The sequence below is a fragment of the Exiguobacterium sp. UBA5002 genome, assembly GCF_002396765.1.
Taxonomy (GTDB): Bacteria; Bacillota; Bacilli; order Exiguobacteriales; family Exiguobacteriaceae; genus Exiguobacterium_A.
Map to the genome: position 1 here is coordinate 254,638 of NZ_DGYQ01000026.1, position 22,255 is coordinate 276,892.

The 22,255-nt window shown below is 47.5% G+C and carries 23 protein-coding genes and 1 tRNA gene; 4 read left to right on the forward strand and 20 right to left on the reverse strand.

From position 1 onward, the window contains the following. Positions 1-17: 17 nt before the first annotated feature. The 17 genes from B4C70_RS08465 to B4C70_RS08545 form a co-directional block, all read right to left on the reverse strand. Positions 18-1,160, reverse strand: coding sequence for an AI-2E family transporter (locus B4C70_RS08465; RefSeq protein WP_290778406.1), 1,143 nt, complete (start codon positions 1,158-1,160; stop codon positions 18-20). A 146-nt stretch (positions 1,161-1,306) separates the two neighbouring features. Further along, positions 1,307-1,888 carry a ribosome biogenesis GTP-binding protein YihA/YsxC gene (gene yihA, locus B4C70_RS08470; protein ID WP_023468975.1) on the reverse strand — a complete coding sequence of 194 codons (582 nt, stop codon included), beginning with the start codon at positions 1,886-1,888 and terminating at the stop codon, positions 1,307-1,309. Position 1,889: 1 nt separating this feature from the next. Beyond that, entirely contained in the window at positions 1,890-4,199 is a 2,310-nt protein-coding gene (lon, locus tag B4C70_RS08475; protein ID WP_290778409.1) for an endopeptidase La, read from the reverse strand. A 69-nt stretch (positions 4,200-4,268) separates the two neighbouring features. Next, positions 4,269-5,534, reverse strand: a complete 1,266-nt coding sequence (gene clpX, locus B4C70_RS08480) for an ATP-dependent protease ATP-binding subunit ClpX (protein ID WP_023468977.1) — start codon at positions 5,532-5,534, stop codon at positions 4,269-4,271. A gap of 234 nt (positions 5,535-5,768) precedes the next feature. Then, a complete protein-coding gene (gene tig, locus B4C70_RS08485) occupies positions 5,769-7,061 on the reverse strand; it encodes a trigger factor (protein WP_029342286.1) in 1,293 nt (430 codons plus the stop codon). 110 nt (positions 7,062-7,171) lie between these two features. Beyond that, positions 7,172-8,155 (reverse strand): hypothetical protein, encoded by a 984-nt coding sequence (locus tag B4C70_RS08490; protein WP_290778414.1) that lies wholly within the window; start codon positions 8,153-8,155, stop codon positions 7,172-7,174. A 28-nt stretch (positions 8,156-8,183) separates the two neighbouring features. Beyond that, positions 8,184-8,708: a hypothetical protein gene (locus B4C70_RS08495; protein WP_231681742.1), complete on the reverse strand. Its 525-nt coding sequence runs from the start codon at positions 8,706-8,708 to the stop codon at positions 8,184-8,186. A 102-nt stretch (positions 8,709-8,810) separates the two neighbouring features. Next, positions 8,811-8,884, reverse strand: a tRNA-Arg gene (locus B4C70_RS08500). 73 nt (positions 8,885-8,957) lie between these two features. Next, a complete protein-coding gene (locus B4C70_RS08505) occupies positions 8,958-9,467 on the reverse strand; it encodes a metallophosphoesterase family protein (RefSeq protein WP_214727483.1) in 510 nt (169 codons plus the stop codon). 5 nt (positions 9,468-9,472) lie between these two features. Next, positions 9,473-10,066: an XTP/dITP diphosphatase gene (locus B4C70_RS08510; RefSeq protein ID WP_290778420.1), complete on the reverse strand. Its 594-nt coding sequence runs from the start codon at positions 10,064-10,066 to the stop codon at positions 9,473-9,475. After that, positions 10,063-10,818, reverse strand: a complete 756-nt coding sequence (gene rph / locus B4C70_RS08515; protein ID WP_087681203.1) for a ribonuclease PH — start codon at positions 10,816-10,818, stop codon at positions 10,063-10,065. Before rph ends, B4C70_RS08510 begins: the two co-directional genes overlap by 4 nt. Beyond that, a complete protein-coding gene (racE, locus tag B4C70_RS08520) occupies positions 10,819-11,625 on the reverse strand; it encodes a glutamate racemase (protein ID WP_023468984.1) in 807 nt (268 codons plus the stop codon). It abuts the gene before it with no gap. An 86-nt stretch (positions 11,626-11,711) separates the two neighbouring features. Next, positions 11,712-11,975 (reverse strand): phosphocarrier protein HPr, encoded by a 264-nt coding sequence (locus tag B4C70_RS08525; RefSeq protein ID WP_012371023.1) that lies wholly within the window; start codon positions 11,973-11,975, stop codon positions 11,712-11,714. A gap of 65 nt (positions 11,976-12,040) precedes the next feature. Next, positions 12,041-12,496, reverse strand: a complete 456-nt coding sequence (locus tag B4C70_RS08530) for an acyl-CoA thioesterase (RefSeq protein ID WP_290778423.1) — start codon at positions 12,494-12,496, stop codon at positions 12,041-12,043. 56 nt (positions 12,497-12,552) lie between these two features. Further along, positions 12,553-13,359, reverse strand: coding sequence for a succinate dehydrogenase iron-sulfur subunit (gene sdhB, locus B4C70_RS08535; protein ID WP_023468986.1), 807 nt, complete (start codon positions 13,357-13,359; stop codon positions 12,553-12,555). Continuing rightward, entirely contained in the window at positions 13,359-15,122 is a 1,764-nt protein-coding gene (sdhA, locus tag B4C70_RS08540; protein ID WP_023468987.1) for a succinate dehydrogenase flavoprotein subunit, read from the reverse strand. The genes sdhB and sdhA overlap by 1 nt, the downstream gene beginning before the upstream one ends. A gap of 19 nt (positions 15,123-15,141) precedes the next feature. Then, on the reverse strand, positions 15,142-15,759 hold the full coding sequence (locus B4C70_RS08545) for a succinate dehydrogenase cytochrome b558 subunit (RefSeq protein ID WP_029342294.1): 618 nt from the start codon (positions 15,757-15,759) through the stop codon (positions 15,142-15,144). Between the two features lie 210 nt (positions 15,760-15,969). Here B4C70_RS08545 and B4C70_RS08550 point away from each other — a divergent pair, with 210 nt between their 5' ends. Together B4C70_RS08550 and B4C70_RS08555 are read left to right on the forward strand one after the other, a co-directional pair. Then, entirely contained in the window at positions 15,970-16,392 is a 423-nt protein-coding gene (locus B4C70_RS08550) for a YslB family protein (protein ID WP_290778426.1), read from the forward strand. Between the two features lie 117 nt (positions 16,393-16,509). Further along, positions 16,510-17,124, forward strand: a complete 615-nt coding sequence (locus B4C70_RS08555; protein WP_023468990.1) for a PH domain-containing protein — start codon at positions 16,510-16,512, stop codon at positions 17,122-17,124. A gap of 40 nt (positions 17,125-17,164) precedes the next feature. Here B4C70_RS08555 and uvrC read toward each other — a convergent pair whose 3' ends face one another. Continuing rightward, positions 17,165-18,949: an excinuclease ABC subunit UvrC gene (uvrC, locus tag B4C70_RS08560; RefSeq protein ID WP_047393598.1), complete on the reverse strand. Its 1,785-nt coding sequence runs from the start codon at positions 18,947-18,949 to the stop codon at positions 17,165-17,167. An 82-nt stretch (positions 18,950-19,031) separates the two neighbouring features. Here uvrC and B4C70_RS08565 point away from each other — a divergent pair, with 82 nt between their 5' ends. Together B4C70_RS08565 and B4C70_RS08570 are read left to right on the forward strand one after the other, a co-directional pair. Further along, positions 19,032-20,354, forward strand: coding sequence for a dihydrolipoyl dehydrogenase family protein (locus tag B4C70_RS08565; RefSeq protein ID WP_290778433.1), 1,323 nt, complete (start codon positions 19,032-19,034; stop codon positions 20,352-20,354). A 14-nt stretch (positions 20,355-20,368) separates the two neighbouring features. Next, positions 20,369-20,746 (forward strand): VOC family protein, encoded by a 378-nt coding sequence (locus tag B4C70_RS08570; RefSeq protein ID WP_290778435.1) that lies wholly within the window; start codon positions 20,369-20,371, stop codon positions 20,744-20,746. Between the two features lie 61 nt (positions 20,747-20,807). On the opposite strand, the gene trxA is transcribed toward B4C70_RS08570, so the two are convergent. Both trxA and B4C70_RS08580 read right to left on the reverse strand, forming a co-directional pair. Beyond that, entirely contained in the window at positions 20,808-21,119 is a 312-nt protein-coding gene (trxA, locus tag B4C70_RS08575) for a thioredoxin (protein ID WP_023468994.1), read from the reverse strand. 161 nt (positions 21,120-21,280) lie between these two features. Beyond that, a complete protein-coding gene (locus B4C70_RS08580) occupies positions 21,281-22,246 on the reverse strand; it encodes an electron transfer flavoprotein subunit alpha/FixB family protein (RefSeq protein ID WP_290778438.1) in 966 nt (321 codons plus the stop codon). Between the last annotated feature and the right edge of the window lie 9 nt (positions 22,247-22,255).

The window sequence follows — 22,255 nt, forward strand, 5'->3', positions numbered from 1 at the left end:
GAGCAGAGGGTTACACTTTACTTCAACGATTCAGGTGATACCGTCACGTCCGGTACGTCGAGACGTTGCTGACGTAAACGATAAATCCGAGCGATGTTCTGAATGACGACTTTTGAGACCGCATAGGTCGGAACTGCCAAGATGACACCGATGATGCCACCGATTTTCCCGGCAACGAGCAAAACGATGATAATCGTCAGGGGATGGACCTTGAGTGTTTTTCCTTGAACGTAAGGAGAAATCAAGTTCGATTCGATTTGTTGCGCGACGACGATCGTGATGATCGCATAGACCGCTTTGATCGGATCATCAATGAATCCGACAATGACTGCCGGGACGGCACCGATGTAAGGTCCAAGATACGGGATGATGTTCGTCACCGTACAGAATAAGGCAAGCAATAACGCATATTGAATGTCAGCAATGAAAAAGCCGATCAAGGACATCACACCGACGCAGATTGAGACGATGACCTGTCCGTTGACGTAATGCTTCACTGTCACGTGCATGTCGTGCAGAATTTTACGCGTTTCCGTTTCGTAGCTACGCGGTAACAATTTCACGACGGAGTCAGGGAATTTATACCCGTCAAGCAACATATACACTAAAATGAACGGCACTAAGACGATGATTAAGACCGTCGAAGAGATGACACCGAAAATCGTTCCAACGGACGTCGAGACGGACTTGAAGACGGTACCGACATACGATGTCGCTTCATTCGTCCACTTGTCAAATAAGTCCGTATTCTCGTGAACCCATGTCGAGATGAAACGATTGTCCATCAATTGATCGCGTAAGTTTAACGTCTGATCTCGTAATTCGATGACGAGCGTCGGAATGCTTGTCGCAAAATCCGTCACCTGCTCGACTAAAATTGGTCCGATCGAAGCGACAGCAATCGTCAGAACCGTGATGAAACCAAGCAAGACGATCAACACGGCAAGACCACGTTTCTTGACGCGTTTTTGCAATGCATCTACGATACCGAGCGTGAAATAATAGAAAATCCCCGCAATGATCAGCGGCGGGAAGATCAATGCCAGCATGACTTTAATCGGCTGGAATAAAAATGAGATCTTTGTACCGACCCAGATAACGAGAAAAATCACTAATACCCAGATTAATGCCTTAAACCATTTGTTTCGAAGCAAATCCAAACCATTCACACTCCCATTTATTACATAGTCATTATAGCTATTCTTACACACTATATTACGAAATAATAGATTTTTCACAAAGCACTTTTTATGTATAGAAAGTAAAAAAGCCTACGAAATCCTGCAGATTTCGTAGGCTTTAATCTTTACAATAAGCGATAAATCGCTTCCCACGCTGCATCGACGCCCTCTCCTGTCTCGGACGAGAAAGGAATCAATGTATCTTGACCATCAAATTGCAACTTACGTTTAATCGCCGCGATATGTTTATCACGTTGACTCTTCTTGATTTTATCGAGTTTTGTCGCAACGACGATGACCGGTAGATCGTAATACTTCAAGAAATCATACATCGTCACATCATCCGCAGACGGATCGTGTCGGATGTCAACGAGCTGTACGACACCTTTAAGGATTTCACGTTGTGTGAAGTACTTCTCCATCATCTTGCCCCACGCTTCACGCTCCGTCTTCGAAACTTTCGCATATCCGTAACCCGGTACATCGACGAACATGACTTCATCATTGATGTTGAAGAAGTTCAAGGTTTGCGTCTTACCTGGTTTCGAAGATGTCCGTGCGAGTGCTTTTCGCTGGACCAGCTTATTGATGAAGGAAGACTTTCCGACGTTCGATCGCCCTGCGAGTGCCACTTCTGGCAACAATGGCTCCGGATAATGTTCCGGATTGACGCCACTCGTAATAAAATCAGCTTTATAAATTTTCATGTTACTCTCCTTTTAATGCATGTTCGAGCACTTGCTCCATCGTCGCGACCGGAATGAATTCCATTCCTGCGCGAACGCTTTCCGGGATATCATCGATGTCCCGCGTATTGTCTTGCGGCAGCAGAACGGTCGTCAAGCCCGCACGATGTGCTGCGAGTGACTTCTCCTTTAATCCACCGATCGGTAAGACACGTCCACGCAACGTGATTTCACCTGTCATCCCGACATCCCGGCGAACCGGACGTTTTGTTAAAGCGGAAATCAATGCTGTCGCGAGTGTGATCCCAGCAGATGGACCATCTTTTGGTACAGCACCTTCAGGAACGTGGATGTGGATGTCTTGCGTTTCGTAGAAATTCGGTTCGATGCCAAGGGGCGTCGCATTCGCTCGGACGAAGCTATAAGCGGTCTGAGCCGACTCTTGCATGACATCACCGAGTTTCCCGGTTAACTGCAATTTCCCTTTACCCGGAGCAAGGCTGACTTCGATCGTCAACGTATCGCCCCCAAAAGCAGTATACGCTAAACCAGTCACCGCGCCAATCATATCTTCGAGCTCGCCTTGACCATAGCGGTAGATCGGTTTGCCTAAGAAATCATCCAGATTACGTTTTGTCACCGTCACCCGTTTCTTCTCACCCATCGCGATTTGTTTCGCTGCTTTCCGACAAAGTGAGCCGAGAACACGTTCGAGATTCCGGACACCGGCTTCTCGTGTATAACGCCGGACGACTTCTTCTAGCGCGTCTGCCTTGACTGTTAATTGACTCTTTTTCAGACCATGTTCAGCCAGTTGCTTCGATAAGAGATGACGAACGGCAATTTCCGTCTTCTCTTGTTCCGTATAGCCACCGATTTGAATCAGTTCCATCCGATCGAGCAACGGTCCGGGGATGTTCGAGACATCGTTCGCTGTCGCGATGAACAGGACATTCGATAAATCGAATGGTTCTTCGATATAGTGATCGGAGAAGCTATTGTTTTGTTCTGGATCAAGAACTTCAAGCATCGCAGACGATGGGTCACCACGGAAGTCATTTGACATTTTATCGATCTCATCGAGCAAGAAGACCGGGTTGTTCGTTCCTGCCTGTTTTAAACCACGGATGATCCGTCCTGGCATCGCACCGATGTACGTCCGGCGATGTCCACGGATTTCTGCTTCATCGCGCACGCCACCAAGTGAGACACGGACGAACTTCCGCTCAAGTGCTGTGGCAATCGAACGGGCAAGCGACGTTTTCCCGACTCCCGGAGGACCAGAAAGACAAAGAATCGGTCCGCGCAATGAGTCCGTCAATTGACGAACAGCAAGATACTCAAGGATCCGTTCTTTGACCTTCTCTAGACCGTAATGGTCCTTTTCAAGCTGTTCCGAAGCAGCTGAGACGTTCAAGAAATCATCGGTTGCTTCATTCCACGGTAACGAGAAGAACCATTCGAGATAGTTGCGAATGACTCCATGTTCGGGACTCGTCGCCGGTACGACCGCTAAACGACTGATTTCCTTCTCGACGTTTGCAACCGTCGTTTCTGGTAAATCAAGCATCGCTAGCTGCTCCCGGTATTTCGTCGCATCACTTTCAACAGAAGCCGACTCGCCACCTAGTTCTTGTTGAATCGTCTTCAATTGTTCCCGCAAGTAATACTCGCGTTGCGATTGTTCAATCGTCTTCTTCGTCCGTTCACGCATCTCACGTTCGAGTTCGACGACTTCATATTCGTGTTTCATGACATCAAGCAACATCAATCCTCGTTCGACCGGATCCTGTTGTTCGAGGAACTCCTGTTTCTTCGAGATATCGATTGGTAGCTTCGACGTGATATAGTCCGTCAATGAATCGAGGCGTTCGTATGTCTCGAATCGGCGACGTTCATCGGTTCCGATTCCTTTAATCCGAGAGACGAGTTGACCGAACTGTTCTTTGATGAGACGAACGAGCGCTTCTTGTTTCGCTCCTTTGATGTCCATCTTCTCGATTGGTTCGATGACGGCTTGATAACCCTCGTCCGTCTCTTCAACGTTTTCAATCCGGACGCGTTCCTTCCCGATGACGCGGACACGGACCGTATCATTCCCGAGTTCACTCATCTTTGCGATTTGAACGAGTGTCCCAACCTGATGCAGCCCGTCGACAGACGGCTCTGCTTCTGGATCACGTTGTGTGACGACGACGAGATCAATTTCGTGTTCCTTTGATGCAAGTAAGGCTTTTAAGGATACCGGACGCCCTACATCAATCGTCAATCCGATCAACGGATACGCGACGACACCGCGTAACGGTAAAAGTGGATATTGTTTTTTCTTCATTCGAATTCCTCCTAAACAAAAAGACTCGGAAAGGCGTACAAGTAGCCTCCGAGCCGATTTGTCACGGTGTTACGCCGTTTCTTTTTCTTTCCCATGTTCAATTGTACCATCTTTCAACTCAAGCGTTGGACCGCGTTTACCAGTCAACGTTTCTGCTGTAATGATGACTTTCGCGATGTCTTCACGTGATGGGATTTCGAACATGATATCAAGCATAGTTTCTTCGATGATCGAACGAAGACCACGCGCACCTGTTTTACGTTCGATTGCAAGTTTTGCAATCTCAAGAAGTGCATCTTCCGTGAAGTCGAGTTCGACATCATCGAGTTGAAGCATTTTCTTATATTGTTTCACGAGGGCGTTTTTCGGTTTCGTCAAGATTTGAACGAGTGCCTCTTCATCAAGTGGCTCGAGCGTCGCCATGACCGGCAAACGACCGATGAACTCCGGAATCAAACCGAACTTTTGAAGATCTTCTGGTAATGCAGCTGCCAGAATTTCTTTTTGTGTAAGGTTACGGTTCTCTGAATCGTTTCCGAATCCGATGACTTTTTTACCAAGACGACGTTTGATCGACTGATCGATACCATCGAATGCGCCACCGACGATAAACAAGATGTTCGTCGTATCGATTTGGATGAATTCTTGATGTGGGTGTTTTCGTCCACCTTGTGGCGGTACACTCGCAACCGTTCCTTCCAAAATCTTCAGCAAGGCTTGTTGGACACCCTCACCAGATACGTCACGTGTAATCGACGGGTTTTCTGATTTACGAGCAATCTTATCGATCTCATCAATGTAGATGATTCCTTTTTCAGCCTTTTCGACATCGTAATCCGCAGCTTGGATGAGTTTCAATAAGATGTTCTCGACGTCTTCACCGACATAACCGGCTTCCGTCAAACTTGTTGCATCTGCAATCGCAAACGGTACGTTCAAGATACGTGCCATCGTTTGAGCAAGAAGTGTCTTACCGCTACCTGTTGGTCCAATCATGACGATGTTCGATTTTGAGAGCTCGACATCATCTGCGCGACCACCAGCATTGATTCGTTTGTAGTGATTGTACATCGCTACAGACAACGACTTCTTCGCTTTTTCTTGACCGATGACATAATCGTCAAGTGTCGTACGAATTTCATGCGGTTTCGGAACATTCTTTAGCTCGACTTCTTCTTCAGTGCCGAGTTCTTCCTCTACGATTTCATTGCAGAGTTCGATACACTCGTCGCAAATGTAAACGCCAGGTCCAGCAACAAGTTTGCGTACTTGTTCTTGTGTCTTTCCACAGAAAGAACATTTTAGCTGACCTTTTTCTTCGTTAAATTTAAACATAAAGGTCCACCCCTTTAACGTGGAAATTGTATGGACGCCTGTAGCATCCCGTCTCACGTTTTACTATTTATGATTGTAGCATGAACAAGGAAAGTCTTTCAAATCCTGGACGAACGATTTACAGTTTGATGTTCTGAACCAAGGATCGTTTGTCCTTGTTTGACCTATCGTACAAAAAAATCGACTCCAAGACCAGAAATTGGGCTTGAAGTCGATCGAAAACCATGAAATGGCTTATTTTGCTTTTGCGTTGTCGACGAGAACATCAATAGCTTTACGGAATTGAAGATCGCCTTTAAGCGTTTCAAGACCACCTTGTGGTGCAAGCATCGTTTCAAGTTGATCTGCAGGGATGTTGTAGAGTTCTGACATTGATTGAAGTTCAGCTTGAGTTTCCTCATCTGTTACTTCGATTTTTTCGTCAGCAACGATTTGCTTGAGGACGAGACGTGCTTTAACGCGCTCTTCCGCTTGCTCTTTCATTTCAGAACGCATTGCCTCTTCTGTCGTTCCAGTCAACTGGAAGTACATGTTGAGGTCGATGCCTTGTGATTGAATACGTTGTGTGAACTCTTGAACCATACGCTCGACTTCGTTTTCGACCATGACTTCTGGAAGATCAACTGTCGCGTTTTTCGTAGCCGCTTCGACTAACTCATCGCGCATTGAAGCATCAGCTTCTTGTTTGCGTGTGTTTTCGAGACGCGTACGGATTTTTGTTTTCAACTCGTCGAGTGAAGAAACTTCTTCATCCATTTCTTTTGCGAACTCATCTGTCAATTCAGGGAGCTCTTGTGCTTTAACTTCGTGGATCGTTACTTTGAATGTAACTGGTTTTCCAGCGAGTGATGCTTCGTGGTATTCCTCTGGGAATGTCACTTCAAGATCTTTTTGCTCGCCAGTTTTTAAACCGACCATTTGCTCTTCGAATCCAGGAATGAAGTTTCCAGAACCGATGACGAGTGAGTAGTTCTCAGCAGTTCCGCCGTCGAATTGGTTTTCCCCATCGAAACCTGCGAAGTCGAATACGACTGTATCGCCATTCTCGATGACGCCATCTTCTTTAACGACGAGTTCTGCACCGCGTTCTTGTAATGTTTTGAGTTCAGCGTCGACGTCTTCGTCAGTAACGTTCGTTTCAACTGCTGTGTACTCAAGACCTTTGTACTCACCGAGTGTAGCTTCTGGCTCGATGACGAACGTGATTTTGAATTCGACTGGCTTGCCTTTTTCGAGTGTTTCAACGTCGATGTTCTCAAGCGCGATTGGCTCGATTCCTGATTCGACGACTGCACCTTCGATTGTGTCCTTGTAAAGGATATCGAGTGCATCTTGGTACAGTGCTTCTTCACCGTACATTTTGTTGAACATTGCGCGTGGCATTTTTCCTTTACGGAAACCAGGTGTGTTCAAAGTCTTAACGACTTTCTTGAACGCTTGGTCTACCGCTTTATCAAATGCTTCAGCAGGCGCTTCATACGTGAGGACGCCGAGGCTACCTGATTGTTTTTCCCATTTTGCAGTCATGCTGAGTCCCTCCAAAATTGTCAATTAGCGTACATGTGTGTACAACAAGTCACATTATAGCACAATCGTTCTGACGATTACCACTGTTGAACGAATCGTTTCCAGATGTCTCAATCGAAGTAAATCTGCTCGAATGCGATGACTTCTGGATAAAGGATATGTGCCGCTCGATATAACCGCTTCGCCAGCGGACTGAGGATACGTTCCGGTTCTTCACGTTCAAATGTCAGACCTGCGAGTTCTTCGCAGGCTGCGAGCCACTTCTCCATGTCTGATCCGATTCGTTCTCGCTCTTCAAGATGGATCAATTGATCCGATCGCAAGACGAGTAACGCTCGGAACGGATCCATTCGCTCTAACGTATGCATCGATGCCAGTAACGCTTGTTGCTCCTGTTGATGTATCAGCAGGATTTCTTCTAACTCTTCACGTGACGAGATCGTCCAGTCTACATCTACGTGTGGCACATGAATGCTTACCGGATATGACACGTGATCCAGCACGCTTCCTAATAACTGATCAATGACGAGTAGACTTTGATGTTCTGTCTCTTGCGCCTGAAGGTATTTTTGTGTGATGTATGCAATGAGCTCAGATGTCCGTTCGAATTCCATACCGGTCAATTGGCGCATTTGTTCGACCCAACTGCCATGTCGCAACACATGCATCAATTCCGTTGCTGATGTTACCTCACGCTGCGCAACAGGATTGTTTTGAACTGCCGGCTTTTGTTCGCGAACACGCATCTGTTGTTTGATTTCGTCTAATCGAAGCGCGAGCCCATACGGCAGATACGGTGACGCCGAGCGTAAAGCAAGTTTCATCGGATAACGTTCTCCGAGTTCATAAAGAAAGAGTGCGAGCACTTGCTCGACACCCTCGACTTCAAGAAATCGTTCTGCCACTGTTTCAAATCGTTCCCGGTCATGCATTAAGAGTGGTTGAATGACATAGAGCCGATGTAAGACATCTTCTCCTGTCAATTGGTCAGTCTCTAATTCCATAATCAATTGTTCTTGTTTAGAAGCGGGCAAACGAAGAATGCGCGCTCGCTCTACTTCTAGTTCATGTTCCATCCAGCGCGATGTCCCCATATTCCGGCACTCCTTCATGTTCAACTTCTTATTTCGTAAATGGATCGAGTAAAGACGTCCAGTTCGTGATTGCTTCTTGAAGTTGTCCTGCCTGCTCGATTCCTAATCGATTCAACGTATCTAACGAGACGTCCGCTTCAAGTAATCGAGCGATGTCTTCCGATTGATTCACGTACTGCTCGAGTTTTGCACTTAAATTTTGCAATTCTTGCGGCGGATTTTCAAGTCCCGCTAATCGTTGATCGATCTGATCCAGTTCTTGGTTGAACTGATCAATCGTTCCGTTTTCCTTCAACTTTTCGATTTGTTGATCGAGTGCCTGTTCAGGGTTCGCGGATTCACGCGCTGTCGTAGCCGCCTCATTCAAGGAAGCCGACAAATCTGACGTGACTTGGGCCGTATCTTTTGCAATGCCTTGAAGTTCTCCAGCGTAATCGACACTATTTTTTACATCGTTGACCTGTTGTTTTGCATCGTCGACTGTATTTGAAATCTCACTACATCCAGCAAGAAACGTACTTAGCACGAGGACTGCTCCAACTTTCTTCCACATTGCATTCATCCCTTTCGAGTTCATGATACCTTAATTATAACCGAAAATCGGAATAAAAAAAAGAGACCACCCTCGTAAGGGCAGTCTCTATTTTAATTATAGCGTCCCAAGAGGGATTCGAACCCCCGACCGACGGCTTAGAAGGCCGTTGCTCTATCCTGCTGAGCTATTGGGACGTGTCAACACGAATAAACTATACTAGAACAATTCTTTCGTGTCAATCACATTACAAACATTGCATTTATTTTATTACAAAAATGTTCCGTCCAGATGCAGGGCATTCACTCGATCGCCATTCACATCGAGAAAATCGACAGAATAACGGTTTTGATCCACTTCAAGAATCGCATACGTCTTGTCTGGTCGATGACGTGGCATCCGGATTGAACCTGGATTGATGAATAACACACCGTCCCGATATTCAGCCTTCGCAACATGAGAATGACCATATAAGACGATATCCGCCTGCTTTTCCTTCGCATGATGCTGTAAGACATCTAGACTGTATTTGACGTCCTGACGATGTCCGTGGACACAAAGGATGGTATGACCATCCATTTCCGATACGACTTCTTCTGGAAAATCGTGTCCGTAATCGCAATTCCCTCGCACAACACGATATGGATATAATGATTCGATGTCGCGCGTCAATTGGGAGTCCCCACAATGAAATGCCAAATCCACGTCTTGGTGACGTTCGAATATCGTAAGCAGTTCTTGTTCTAGTCCATGGCTATCACTAACGATCAACGCTCTCATCTTCATCACACTCCTAAGAAAGTAGTTAAGTCCTGTTCGAGCTTGCGCAATGCATTGCCACGATGACTAATCATCGCTTTTTCTTCTTTCGTCAACTCAGCAGCCGTCTGTCCGCTTGCCGTGACGAACAATGGATCATAACCGAAACCGTTCGAACCCGCCGCTTCAAAACCGATTCGCCCTTCCATCGTCCCACGAACCGTCAATGTCTCACCCGTTGGTTTCGCTAGCGCGAGTACACAAACGAAGCGCGCCGTCCGCTCTTCCTCCGGAACACCTTCTAACTTTTCCAGTAGTAGAGCATTGTTCGCCGCATCCGACTTTTCAAGACCCGCGAAGCGTGCCGAGTAGACGCCGGGAGCGCCATCTAAAGCATCGACTTCAAGACCTGAATCATCAGCAAGTACCGTGTGACCAAAGTAGGCTGCTGCCTCTGTTGCTTTTAAAAGTGCATTTTCCTCGAATGTCTCACCTGTTTCATCCGTTTCCGGAGCATCAGCGTGATCGAGTAACGACTCGACCGAATAACCGAGACGACCCAGCATGCTTTCAAGTTCCTTCACTTTACCTGCATTGTGTGTTGCGACGATGACCTTCATCTATGTTCCCCCACTTCTTCTCCTACATACCACCAAGAGACACCGAGTGCATCTCGACCAGCATCAATCAGTTCCTTAATTCCTTTTTCCCCAAGTTCGAGCATATCGAGCATCTCTTGACGGGAAAATGTCGACTCTTCTCCTGTTGCTTGCATCTCGACGATTTTCCCCGATGAGGTCATGACGAGATTGAAGTCGACTTCAGCCGCAGCATCCTCTTCATAGCATAAATCGAGCAAAACATTCGACTCGACGATTCCAACCGAGATCGCTGCGATGCCCTCTTTGATTGGTGTATCTGTCAGTTTTCCCGCTTGAATCAATTGATCGACTGCTCGGACGAGTGCCAAAAAACCACCAGTGATCGATGCCGTTCGTGTGCCACCATCTGCTTGAATGACATCACAATCGATCCAGATTGTTCGTTCCCCAAGCTTCTCTAAATCGACGACGGCCCGAAGCGATCGGCTGATGAGACGTTGGATTTCCATCGTCCGTCCCGTCTGCTTGCCGCGGACGGCTTCTCGTGCGGTCCGCTGAGCCGTCGCACGTGGTAACATCGAATATTCCGCATTGATCCAGCCCTGGCGTTTACCGCGAAGGAACGGTGGCACCTTCTCCTCGACGGTCGCCGTACAGAGGACTTTCGTATCGCCCAGTTCAATCAAGACAGAACCTTCTGCGTGTTTATTGACATCAATCGATAATTGAATAGGACGGAGATGGTCCGCCGTTCGTTGGTCTATCCGCATTTAATCTTCCTCCGTTCCAAGCACGATGCGCTCCGCATGGATGGTCTGATCGAGCCAATCCGTCGCAATCTGATCAAATGAGCGGATATCGCCTGTCGCGTAATAACGATGTTCCGGAATTTGTGTCACATCTGCTGAAATCGTATTGTAATCAAGTAGTGCTGCTACCTCGAGCGCTGTCTCGTCTCCTGAAGAGATTAGCTGGACGCCTGGTCCGATGACCCGTCCAATCACATCTGCTAGGAGCGGGTAATGGGTGCACCCGAGGATCAATGTATCCATATCGTAATTCATCAATGGTCGTAATGTATTGGCAACGACACGTTCGACGTACGCACCGTCTGTCTGCATCGACTCAACGAGCGGAACGAATGGCGGGCATGCTAGCGATTCGACGACGACTTGTCCTTCGACGTGGCGTAACGCCTTCTCATAGGAATTACTTGTAATCGTCATCTTCGTTCCGATGACACCGATTCGTTTCGTACGCGTCACCTTGACTGCCGCACGGGCCCCAGGATCAATGACACCGATGACAGGTATATTTAAACGTTCTCGCGCTTCTTTTAGGACGACAGCCGTGGCTGTGTTACAGGCGATCACGATCAACTTCACATCTTGTTGCACGAGATAATCAATCATCTCCCACGTAAACTCACGAATCTCTTCTTCTGGGCGAGGACCATACGGGCATCGTAATGTATCTCCGACGTAGATGATTCGTTCGTGGGGCAACTGTCGCATCAACTCACGTGCGACCGTCAACCCACCGACTCCGGAATCTAGTACTCCAATCGCTCGATTCACTCTTCTCCACCTCTTTCTCTCTTTCCTATGGTAACAAAAAAGGACGACGGTGCAAGACCGGCGTCCGAGAATGTACGATTACAGGATTACTGAGCAAGACCTTCGCTAGTCAGCATATCTGAAAGAGTCGTGATTGCTTCAGAAGCATCGTCACCGTTTGCAACGATTTTGATATCTGAATCTTTCGCGATTCCGAGTGAAAGAACACCCATGATTGACTTCAAGTTGACAGTCTTCCCGTTGTATTCCAAGTTGATGTCTGATTGGAATTTAGAAGCTGTGTTGACGAGCTGAGTAGCCGGACGAGCGTGAATGCCTGAATCCGCGATGACTTTGAATGTTTTTTCCATGATTAAGAAATCTCCCTTCACTAATAACGTACTAGTGAGTCGTTTTCGAATATGTGAACTCATTATCAAATGATAACGGATTCGAATCGATTCTGCAAGGAATTTTTATATGCTTCACTCCACGGGAATGCTTTCCCGGCACGGTCGATTTGTACCATCGATGTCCGTCCTGTGAACATCAGTTCACCTTGCTCATCAAATGCCGCATAGTGGACGTCACACGATGCACTACCGACATGTACCGGATACGCATAAACAGCGAGACGTGCCCGTGGGTAGACTTGGCGAATGTAATTACACTGGGCATCCGCAACGACGATGATGCCGTCTTCCGCAAGCGAATATCCTGTTTCCTCTAACATCAATGTCCGAACGTCCTCAAAATAGACGAACGGTACCCGGTTATTCATATGACCATAGGCATCCGTCTCCGCAAAACGAACGGCGACATCGAGTCGTGTGCCATGTTCCATCTGTTCAAGCCATGATTCAAGTTCTGGAATATAAGCTGGTACGCGCACAATGAGTTCCTCCTGTCTGAATGAAAAAAGAAGGAGCAAGCTCCTTCTTTGATAAATCATGAACTAACGGCTTCACCTGTCCGTCCTTCGTCACTACCGAAGAACTTCTTGAATGAATGAAGTGTCGTCTGACGGTTCATCGCTGCGATCGAAGTCGTCAGCGGAATCCCTTTCGGGCAAACCTCGACACAGTTTTGAGCGTTACCGCACTGCATGATTCCACCGTCTTCCATCAACGCTTCAAGGCGTTCTTCCTTGTGGAAGGCACCTGTTGGATGCGAGTTGAATAGACGAACTTGTGAAATCGATGCTGGTCCGATGAATGTCGAACGATCGTTGACGTTCGGACATGCCTCGAGACACACGCCACACGTCATACATTTCGATAACTCATATGCCCATTGGCGTTTATTTTCTGGCATACGCGGTCCTGGTCCTAAATCGTACGTTCCATCGATTGGGACCCATGCTTTGACCTTTTTCAACGCATCGAACATGCGTTGACGGTCGACTTGAAGGTCACGAACGATCGGGAACGTCTGCATCGGTTGCAGACGGATCGGTTGTTCGAGTTTATCGACGAGTGCCGTACACGACTGACGTGGTGTGCCGTTGATGACCATCGAACAAGCGCCACAGACTTCTTCTAGACAACCCATGTCCCAGTTGATCGGTGTCGTTTTTTCACCAGCTGCATTGACAGGATTCCGGCGAATCTCCATTAAAGCAGAGATGACGTTCATGTTCGGACGGTACGGAATTTCAAACGCTTCATCATACGGTTTACCATCAGGTCCATCTTGACGTTGAACGATGAATTGAACCGATTTTTGCGTAGTAGATGATTCGAGTGGTGTCGCCATTATGCTTTCACCTCTTTCTTCGACTTCTTGCTGTAGTCGCGTTTCCGTGGTGGAATCAACGACGTGTCGACGTCTTCATAGAAGATTTCTGGATGACCGTTCGTATAACGTGCCATCGTCGTCTTCAAGAACTGTTCATCATTACGTTCCGGGAAGTCCGGTTTATAGTGCGCTCCGCGACTCTCGTCACGTTTTAAGGCACCAAGCGTGATTGCTTCAGCTAGGTCGAGCATGTGATCGAGCTGACGGATGAACGATGCCCCTTGGTTACTCCAACGTGCTGTATCCGTTGCCGAGATGCGCGTGAAGCGATCGCGGAGTTCCTTGATTTTTGTCAGTGTCTCTTCGAGCTTATCGTTGTACCGGACGACCGTGACGTTATCCGTCATGATTTCTCCAAGCTCACGGTGGATTTGATACGCGTTTTCCGTACCTTCCATGGATAGGATATCGTTGAAGCGGTTGATCTCTTCGATCTTATGCGCTTCGACGACGTCCTCGCTCATCTCATGAACCGATGTCTCGAGTTCATTCATATAAGCGATGGCTGATGGTCCAGCGACCATTCCGCCGTATACCGCAGAGAGAAGTGAGTTCGCTCCGAGACGGTTACCACCATGCATCGAATAATCACATTCACCAGCTGCGAACAATCCAGGGATGTTCGTCATCTGATCGTAGTCGACCCATAGTCCACCCATTGAGTAGTGAACAGCTGGGAAGATCTTCATCGGTACTTTTCGTGGATCATCACCAACGAATTTCTCGTAGATTTCAAGGATCCCACCGAGTTTGACGTCGAGTTCTTTTGCGTCTTTATGCGATAGATCCAGGTAGACCATGTTTTCCCCGTTGACGCCGAGTTTTTGATTGACACAGACGTCGAAAATCTCACGTGTCGCGATATCCCGTGGAACAAGGTTTCCGTACGCAGGATATTTTTCTTCGAGGAAATACCAAGGCTTACCGTCTTTATACGTCCAGACGCGACCGCCCTCACCTCGTGCTGATTCACTCATGAGACGTAACTTATCGTCTCCAGGAATCGCTGTCGGGTGAATCTGGATGAATTCACCGTTCGCATAGATCGCACCTTGACGATAGACAGCTGCTGCTGCTTGTCCTGTGTTGATGACCGAGTTCGTCGATTTTCCGAAGATGACCCCAGGACCACCTGTCGCGAGGATGACAGAATCCGCGGCAAATGCCTCGATTTCCATCGTCCGGAGGTTTTGACAAACTGCTCCACGACAAATGCCATTGTCATCGATAATGGCGCGAAGGAATTCCCATCCTTCATATTTTTCTACCAAACCTTGCGCTTCGAACTTACGAACCTGTTCATCCAATGCGTATAACAGTTGTTGCCCAGTCGTTGCCCCAGCGTATGCCGTCCGGTGATGCAACGTTCCTCCGAAACGTCGGAAGTCGAGTAAGCCTTCCGGTGTCCGGTTGAACATAACACCCATCCGGTCGAACATATGAATGATCTTCGGTGCTGCTTCCGCCATTTTTTGAACAGGTGGTTGATTTGCGAGGAAGTCCCCACCGTATACCGTGTCATCAAAATGCTGGTATGGTGAATCGCCTTCCCCTTTTGTATTGACCGCTCCGTTGATGCCACCTTGTGCACAAACAGAGTGTGAGCGTTTGACGGGTACGAGTGAGAATAACTTAACTGGTACGCCTTGCTCCGCTGCTTTTATCGTAGCCATCAGACCGGCAAGCCCTCCGCCGATGATGACAAGATTCTTGTTCGCCATGTTGTCAGTTCCCCTTTCCTTACAACACGCCTGCAAACGTTAAAATCGAGCGTACGCCTACAAACGATAAACCGATGAATACGAGTGCTGCCACGTAAGACATCGCTCGTTGAGATGCTGGTGACTGCGTGATTCCCCATGTGATGCAGAACGTCCAAAGTCCGTTCGCAAGGTGGAATGTCGTCGCCAAGATCCCGACGATATAGAACGCGAGCATGAATCCGTTATCGACGATGTTCTGCATCATGCTTGCATCGACTGGAGTTCCCATCGCAGCGGCAATCCGTGTTTCCCAAACGTGCCACGTGATGAACACGACAAGGAATACACCGCTGAACCGTTGCAGTACATACATCCAGTTCCGGAAGTATGTATAACGCCCTGTGTTCGCAGAACCGGTGAATGCGATGTACACGCCGTAGACGCCATGCAAGATGATCGGAATGAAGATGACAAAGATCTCTAAGAACAATCGATACGGAACGTTCCCCACGAATTCCGCGGCCTTATTGAAGTCTTCCTCACCACGTACGATGAAGTAGTTCGTCGTTAAGTGCGAAAGTAAAAATAACCCGATTGGAATGACGCCGAGCAGTGAGTGTATCTTACGACTCACGAAATCACGATGATTCGCCATCCAAATCCCCCCTTTTGTTTGCCAATCAACCGTTGGCGCATTTTGGTAGAAAAGCGCTTTCATAAGGAAATTCGTCTTTTCATCACTTATTCTACTCCTGTCCTTTTTAGAAGACAACCCGAGCCGTTGCATTTAACTGCAAATTTTTTTAGGAAAACAATGACCGACAAGAATCATCTCGGTATAATGGTTCACAGATAGGAGTGAATCATGATGGATGCTACACCAAATCAAACACCATTTTTCGGTATCGAATTGATCCGAGATTATGTGCTGACTGATCTTTTAGGATCGGATTATCGGCAAGTCATCTACTGGGCAGGTAAACGTCTAGCGCGTCAATTCCCTGTCGTAGATGAATCTGAATTAGCCTCATTTTTTGAACAAGCAGGCTGGGGAACGCTCGAAATCAAGAAACGTAAAGGAACTGCTATCTCATTCGTTCTGTCTCCTCCTGATACGACGAGAGATGAACGACCACAAGGGTACTTCCAACTCGAAGCGGGTTTCCTCGCTGAACAGTTCTCTCGTTTTAACGGATGTGTCGCGGAAGGATATGCCGAGTTAACTAAAGAGCTCGTTCAAATCACGGTCCAAATCGACCCTAAAGATCCACTTGAACCACTCAAGTGAAATTTACATAAAACGTGACAGGAATCTCAATTTTCAACATCGAAATAGATTCATGAAACCTTTTGCAGTAAATGCTCGTAAAATCATTCGTACACAAATCGCGAGGAGGAACTTCACATGTTCAAAAAACTAGCAGCAGATTTAACAGGATTCAGTGATATCGGACAAGTCATTCATCCTGATGATTTCGACAAGGCAGCCGCTGACGATTATGTCTTACATGAAGACGGCGAGAAAATCTATTTCTTGATCAAATCTAAATCTGACGAGTATTGCTTTACGAATCTGGCTTTAATTCACCTCGATGGTGAAAGTGCCGTCAGTTCGAAACGCGTCTTGTATCGTTATCCGTACGCACACTATCCGATTCGCCACGTCATGTTCGAAACGGCGGGAACAGTAGATCTTGATGTCGAGATCAAATTCGAGATTGGTGGTAAACATTATTCGATCGACGTCGATAAGAAACAACTCGAACATGTGAAAGATCTTTATAAAACACTTCTTGCCATCGCTGAAAAACAGTATGAAGGACAAAAGATGCTCGAGTTCGCAAACAGCTCATTGAATCATTCGGTCACGATTCTCGGCGGACTTCGTCAAGGTGACATGAACGTGCCGCAAACATTCAAGGAGTTGTCCGAACAATCCTTCGAGTGGCTACAAGGTCACTACCATCAGTGGAACCAGCGTGACTTTGGTTCATACTACGAGAAGTACATCAACAACTAATCACTAAAAAAGCCGCCCTCTTCAAGAGGACGGCTTTTTTTCATTCTTCATTCGCTTGACTTAAATATTCAGCGACGGTTTCCGCTAACTTGACAGGTAATCCTGCTTCCGCCAACTGTTCGATCGTTGCGCGTCGCAAGCTACGCATCGATCCGAAATGACGAATCAACTGTTGGCGTCGTTTCGGTCCGACTCCTGGAATCTCGTCGAGCAAGGAACGAGTCATCCCTTTTGAACGGAGCGAGCGGTGGAACGTGATCGCGAACCGATGGACTTCATCTTGCATGCGTTGAAGTAGATAAAACGCACTTGAACGCGGACTTAGTTCAATTAACCGTGCACCTTCTCCGAACAACAACTGACTTGTCCGGTGTTTGTCATCCTTTTTTAATGACCCGACTGGCAGGGATAAACCGAGTTCATCTTGAATGACTTCTAAAGCAGCATTCAACTGTCCAACTCCTCCGTCAATCAGGACGAGATCTGGAAGGCGCGCTCCTTCAAGTAACAACCGACGATACCGACGGCGCACGATTTCCCGCATCGATTCATAGTCATCGGGTCCTTGCACCGTCCGGATCTTGAACTTCCGGTATTCCTTCTTAAGCGGTTTACCGTCTTCAAAGACGACGAGTGCCGAGACGGCATCCGCACCTTGAATGTTCGCGTTATCGATGATTTCGATCCGTGACAGTGGATGAACGTCAATCGCATCGGCGAGTTCTTCGACTGCTTGAACGGTCCGTTTCTCATCTTTTGCTAACAACTCGAAGCGTTCCGAGATCGCATTTTCAGCATTCTTCGTCGCTAAATCAAGTAATTTCCGTTTTGATCCTCGGACCGGAACGTGAATTTTAATCGATAGCGCCTCTTTGAGCAGCAACTGATTGACGAGTGGCGGTACATAGACTTCACTTGGTTTGATGTTCTTTTCGTAGAACTGGACGATGAAACTCTCGAGCTCTTCTGCCGGCGTACCATAGATCGGGAAAAGCGAGACATCACGTTCGATCATCTTTCCGCCGCGAAGGAAGAAGACTTGGACACACATCCAGCCTTTATCGACATGGATCCCGAATACGTCACGTGACGTCAGATCCGCTGTGATCATGTTTTGTTTGTTCATGATTGACTCGATCGCCCTTACTTGATCGCGCAATTCTCCTGCACGTTCGAATTCCATTGTTTCGGCCGCGTCCGCCATCTTCTGTTTCAAGTCTTCGACAAGCTCCTTCGTATCGCCCGATAAGAAACGTCGGATTTCCGAAACGAGCGCCTTTTGTTCCGACTCGAGATTCGGAATTTCGCATGGACCAAGACACTGACCGATATGGTAATACAGACAAAGTTTTTTCGGCATCGGCTGGCATTTACGTAGCGGATATAAACGATCTAGCAGACGTTTCGTCTCGTTTGCCGCATACGCATTCGGATAAGGACCAAAATAATGACCACCATCTTTTTTCAACTTACGCGTCGTGATCAGGCGAGGATATGTCTCATTCGTAATTTTCAAGTACGGATATGACTTATCATCCTTCAACATGATATTGTACTTCGGATCATGTTTCTTAATAAGCGTCATCTCAAGCAACAACGCTTCTAGTTCACTAGCTGTGATGATGTATTCGAAGTCACGGACTTCCGCGACGAGACGTTCCGTCTTAATATCATGTGCTCCCGTGAAATAGGAACGGACACGATTCTTGAGATTTTTTGCTTTTCCGACATAGATGACTTCGCCGAATTCATTTTTGTGCAGATAACATCCTGGCTCATCAGGCAAAAGGGATAGTTTCGCTTTGATATGTTCTTGATGTCCCAAATAAATGTCTCCTTTCACCGTTTTTAGTTTTATTCGTTCGGGTAAATACCATACATTGATTATGACATATGGAGGATGAAAAATGCGTACATATGATTGCATTGTGATCGGAACAGGTTCCGCTGGAAATCAAGCGGCTTATAAATTCGCTGAAAAAGGACTACGTGTTGCCATCGTGGAGAACTTCACTTCAGGTGGCACATGCGCACAACGTGGATGTGACGCTAAAAAAATCTTACTGACGGGTAGTGAGACGAAAGACGCTGTCGAGCGATTGCTCGGATACGGCGTAAAGGGTCTGATTTCGATTGATTGGCGCCAATTGATGGAGCGAAAGAATGAATACACACGCGCCATCCCGGAGCAAACACGAAAGCGGTACGCGGAAACGGACATCGACTATTTCCATGGAGAACCGCATTTCGTGTCTTCACATCGCCTTCGAATTGGTGAAGACGAAATCGAAGGGAAACAGTTTTTAATCGCAACCGGTCTAAGACCTCGCGAATTATCTGTACCCGGTAGTGAGCGTTTCATAACAAGTAATGAGTTTCTTGAACTGAAAGAACTTCCACGACGACTCGTCTGCATCGGCGGCGGTTATATCTCGTTCGAGTTCGCCCATCTCGCTCGTATTGCTGGCGCAGACGTCACGATCGTATTACGTTCTAACCCCTTAAAACAATTCGAGAGCGAATTGGTCGATGTGTTATTAGAAGCCACACGGGCACTTGGTATCTCGATCATCAAAGAAGCAGAGGTCGTCGCTTACGAAGAGAAATCACTTCATTTATCGAACGGCGACGTCTTGAAGACCGACGTCGTCTTGAATGCGACTGGACGTGTCGCGAGTATCGACCAGCTTGGTCTCGATGCCATCGGCGTTGCGCATAACGAAAAAGGAATCCATGTCAATGCGTACCTTCAGTCTTCCGTCGAACATATCTATGCCGCAGGAGATGTCGCTGTCAGCGGGAATCCCGCATTGACGCCGTTTGCTGGAACCGAAGGACGACTCGCTGCCGATAACATGCTCGAAGGGAACAACCGGAAACTGGAGCTGCTCCCTGTACCTAGCGTCGTATTCACTGCGCCGAACCTCGCCCTCGTCGGTGAAACGGAAGCTGCTTTGAAAAAAGCAGGTATTCCTTACCGTGGTCGCTTGATTGATACGTCCTCCTGGCAAACGAACGCACGGATCAAAGACAGTTTTGCTCGGGCGAAAGTGCTCGTCGGGGAAGATGATCAAGTACTCGGCGCACACTTCATCGGTGTCAATGCAGCGGAACTAGCAAACTATTTCTCGTTTGCGATGCAACACCGGATTCCAAGTACTTCGATGCAACAGACTGGATTCGCTTACCCGACACCTGCTTCAGACATCGCTTCGTTATTCGAGGATTGACAGGAGGCTTTTTAATGATTCAATACGGCTATACGATTTTATACGTTGAAGATACTGCACGGACGCTGACATTCTATCGAGACGTTCTTGGACTATCCGTCAAGGCGGAGCACGGCAGCTACATCGAGTTCGAGACCGGTCAGACGACACTCGCCTTCAATACGCGTGAAGACGTGCAACAGTTGATTCCGGATTACACGATACCGAGTGGAAAAACACAACAGACGTTAGAGATTGGTTTCATCACGGATGACGTCCCTACTCTATTTCAGAAGGTGGTGGAGGCAGGATATGAGACCGTCCTCGCGCCTGTACAAAAACCATGGGGGCAAGTCGTCGCCTATGTCCTCGACCCCGATGGTCACCTGATTGAACTTTGTACGCCAATGTAATCTAAAAAAAACAGACCGTTCTGCCTGTGCAGAACGGTCTGTTTTGATATGCAGGAAAGAATTAGTTAGATGTTTCAACGAATTCTTTAAGTGCGTCTTTTGGCATGAAGCCCATTGTTTTGTTGACAGGTTGTCCATCTTTGAAGAGAACGAGTGTCGGGATACTTTGAACTTGGAATGCTCCAGCTACTTCTGGGTTTGCATCTACGTCGACTTTGACGATTTTTACATCTTGCATGTCAGCATCGAGTTCTTCAAGAACAGGTGCAAGCATACGACATGGTCCACACCATGTTGCCCAAAAATCAACAAGGACGAGTCCTTCTTGTGTTTCTTCTTTAAATGATTGGCTAGTTGCGTGTACGATTGCCATTGATCATAACCTCCTAATGAGTAGATCGACCCGGTAAAAAAATGGGTGATCTCTTTATTGATTTGAGTATATCATAGCAGTCTCTTCCAACAAACGAAACTGCTCACGCGAAAAATCTGCAAAAACAACCGGCACCATGATAATGGCACCGGTCTTCAAACTCATCCGTGAACGAGCATTTTTTTGAATTCAGCTGTCAATAGTGGCACGACATCGAACAAATCACCGACGATGCCATAGTCAGCGACAGAGAAGATGTTCGCTTCCGGGTCCTTGTTGATCGCAACGATCACTTTGGCATTTGACATCCCTGCTAAGTGTTGAATCGCACCCGAGATCCCGCACGCGATATACAAGTCTGGTGTAACGACTTTCCCCGTCTGACCGATTTGAAGCGCATAGTCGCAGTAATCTGCATCACAAGCACCACGCGAAGCACCCACTGCTCCTCCGAGGACATCTGCTAGTTCTTGTAACGGTGCGAAGCCGTCCGAACTCTTGACGCCTCGTCCACCTGCGACGATGACTTTTGCCTCTGACAAATCAACGCCGCCTGTTGCTTTGCGTACGATGTCTGCGACGATTGTCCGTAAATCCTTCAGTTCAACCGTAACCGACTCGACCGTTCCTTGTGAACTACCTGCTTCGAGCGGATCGATGTTGTTCGGACGGACTGTAAAGAGTGTCTTGCCTTCTGCGACTTTGACTTTTTCAAATGCTTTCCCCGAGTAAATCGGGCGAATGAATGACGCATCTGCGCCTTCCCCTTCAATCGCCGTCACATCACTGATCAAACCGGCTTGTAGTTTTGCCGCGATCTTCGGTGATAGATCCTTGCCGAGCGACGTATGACCGAAGACGAGCACGTCGGGTGACTTTCGATTCATCAACTCGAGGAAGACTTGTCCATAGCCGTCTGGCGTGTAGTGTAAAAGACGCTCATCCTCGACGACGAGGACTTGGTCCGCTCCGCGTGATGCTAGAGCATCGGCATCCTTTGCGACATCGTGTCCAATCAGGACCGCGATGACTTCATCTGCGACACGTCGCGCTGCTGCGATTGCCTCAAACGACACATTCCGTAAACTACCATCCCGTGATTCTGCGAGTACTAATGCTTTTGTCATTCGTTTCTC

What these genes read in the sequence shown, in the direction of transcription:
- yihA (WP_023468975.1), bottom strand. Translation starts at nt 1,888, where the DNA reads ATGAAAATTTATAAAGCTGATTTTATTACGAGTGGCGTCAATCCGGAA.
- lon (WP_290778409.1), bottom strand. Translation starts at nt 4,199, where the DNA reads ATGAAGAAAAAACAATATCCACTTTTACCGTTACGCGGTGTCGTCGCG.
- clpX (WP_023468977.1), bottom strand. Translation starts at nt 5,534, where the DNA reads ATGTTTAAATTTAACGAAGAAAAAGGTCAGCTAAAATGTTCTTTCTGT.
- tig (WP_029342286.1), bottom strand. Translation starts at nt 7,061, where the DNA reads ATGACTGCAAAATGGGAAAAACAATCAGGTAGCCTCGGCGTCCTCACG.
- B4C70_RS08490 (WP_290778414.1), bottom strand. Translation starts at nt 8,155, where the DNA reads ATGGGGACATCGCGCTGGATGGAACATGAACTAGAAGTAGAGCGAGCG.
- B4C70_RS08495 (WP_231681742.1), bottom strand. Translation starts at nt 8,708, where the DNA reads ATGTGGAAGAAAGTTGGAGCAGTCCTCGTGCTAAGTACGTTTCTTGCT.
- B4C70_RS08505 (WP_214727483.1), bottom strand. Translation starts at nt 9,467, where the DNA reads ATGAGAGCGTTGATCGTTAGTGATAGCCATGGACTAGAACAAGAACTG.
- B4C70_RS08510 (WP_290778420.1), bottom strand. Translation starts at nt 10,066, where the DNA reads ATGAAGGTCATCGTCGCAACACACAATGCAGGTAAAGTGAAGGAACTT.
- rph (WP_087681203.1), bottom strand. Translation starts at nt 10,818, where the DNA reads ATGCGGATAGACCAACGAACGGCGGACCATCTCCGTCCTATTCAATTA.
- B4C70_RS08525 (WP_012371023.1), bottom strand. Translation starts at nt 11,975, where the DNA reads ATGGAAAAAACATTCAAAGTCATCGCGGATTCAGGCATTCACGCTCGT.
- sdhB (WP_023468986.1), bottom strand. Translation starts at nt 13,359, where the DNA reads ATGGCGACACCACTCGAATCATCTACTACGCAAAAATCGGTTCAATTC.
- sdhA (WP_023468987.1), bottom strand. Translation starts at nt 15,122, where the DNA reads ATGGCGAACAAGAATCTTGTCATCATCGGCGGAGGGCTTGCCGGTCTG.
- B4C70_RS08545 (WP_029342294.1), bottom strand. Translation starts at nt 15,759, where the DNA reads ATGGCGAATCATCGTGATTTCGTGAGTCGTAAGATACACTCACTGCTC.
- B4C70_RS08550 (WP_290778426.1), top strand. Translation starts at nt 15,970, where the DNA reads ATGATGGATGCTACACCAAATCAAACACCATTTTTCGGTATCGAATTG.
- B4C70_RS08555 (WP_023468990.1), top strand. Translation starts at nt 16,510, where the DNA reads ATGTTCAAAAAACTAGCAGCAGATTTAACAGGATTCAGTGATATCGGA.
- B4C70_RS08565 (WP_290778433.1), top strand. Translation starts at nt 19,032, where the DNA reads ATGCGTACATATGATTGCATTGTGATCGGAACAGGTTCCGCTGGAAAT.
- B4C70_RS08570 (WP_290778435.1), top strand. Translation starts at nt 20,369, where the DNA reads ATGATTCAATACGGCTATACGATTTTATACGTTGAAGATACTGCACGG.
- trxA (WP_023468994.1), bottom strand. Translation starts at nt 21,119, where the DNA reads ATGGCAATCGTACACGCAACTAGCCAATCATTTAAAGAAGAAACACAA.
- B4C70_RS08580 (WP_290778438.1), bottom strand. Translation starts at nt 22,246, where the DNA reads ATGACAAAAGCATTAGTACTCGCAGAATCACGGGATGGTAGTTTACGG.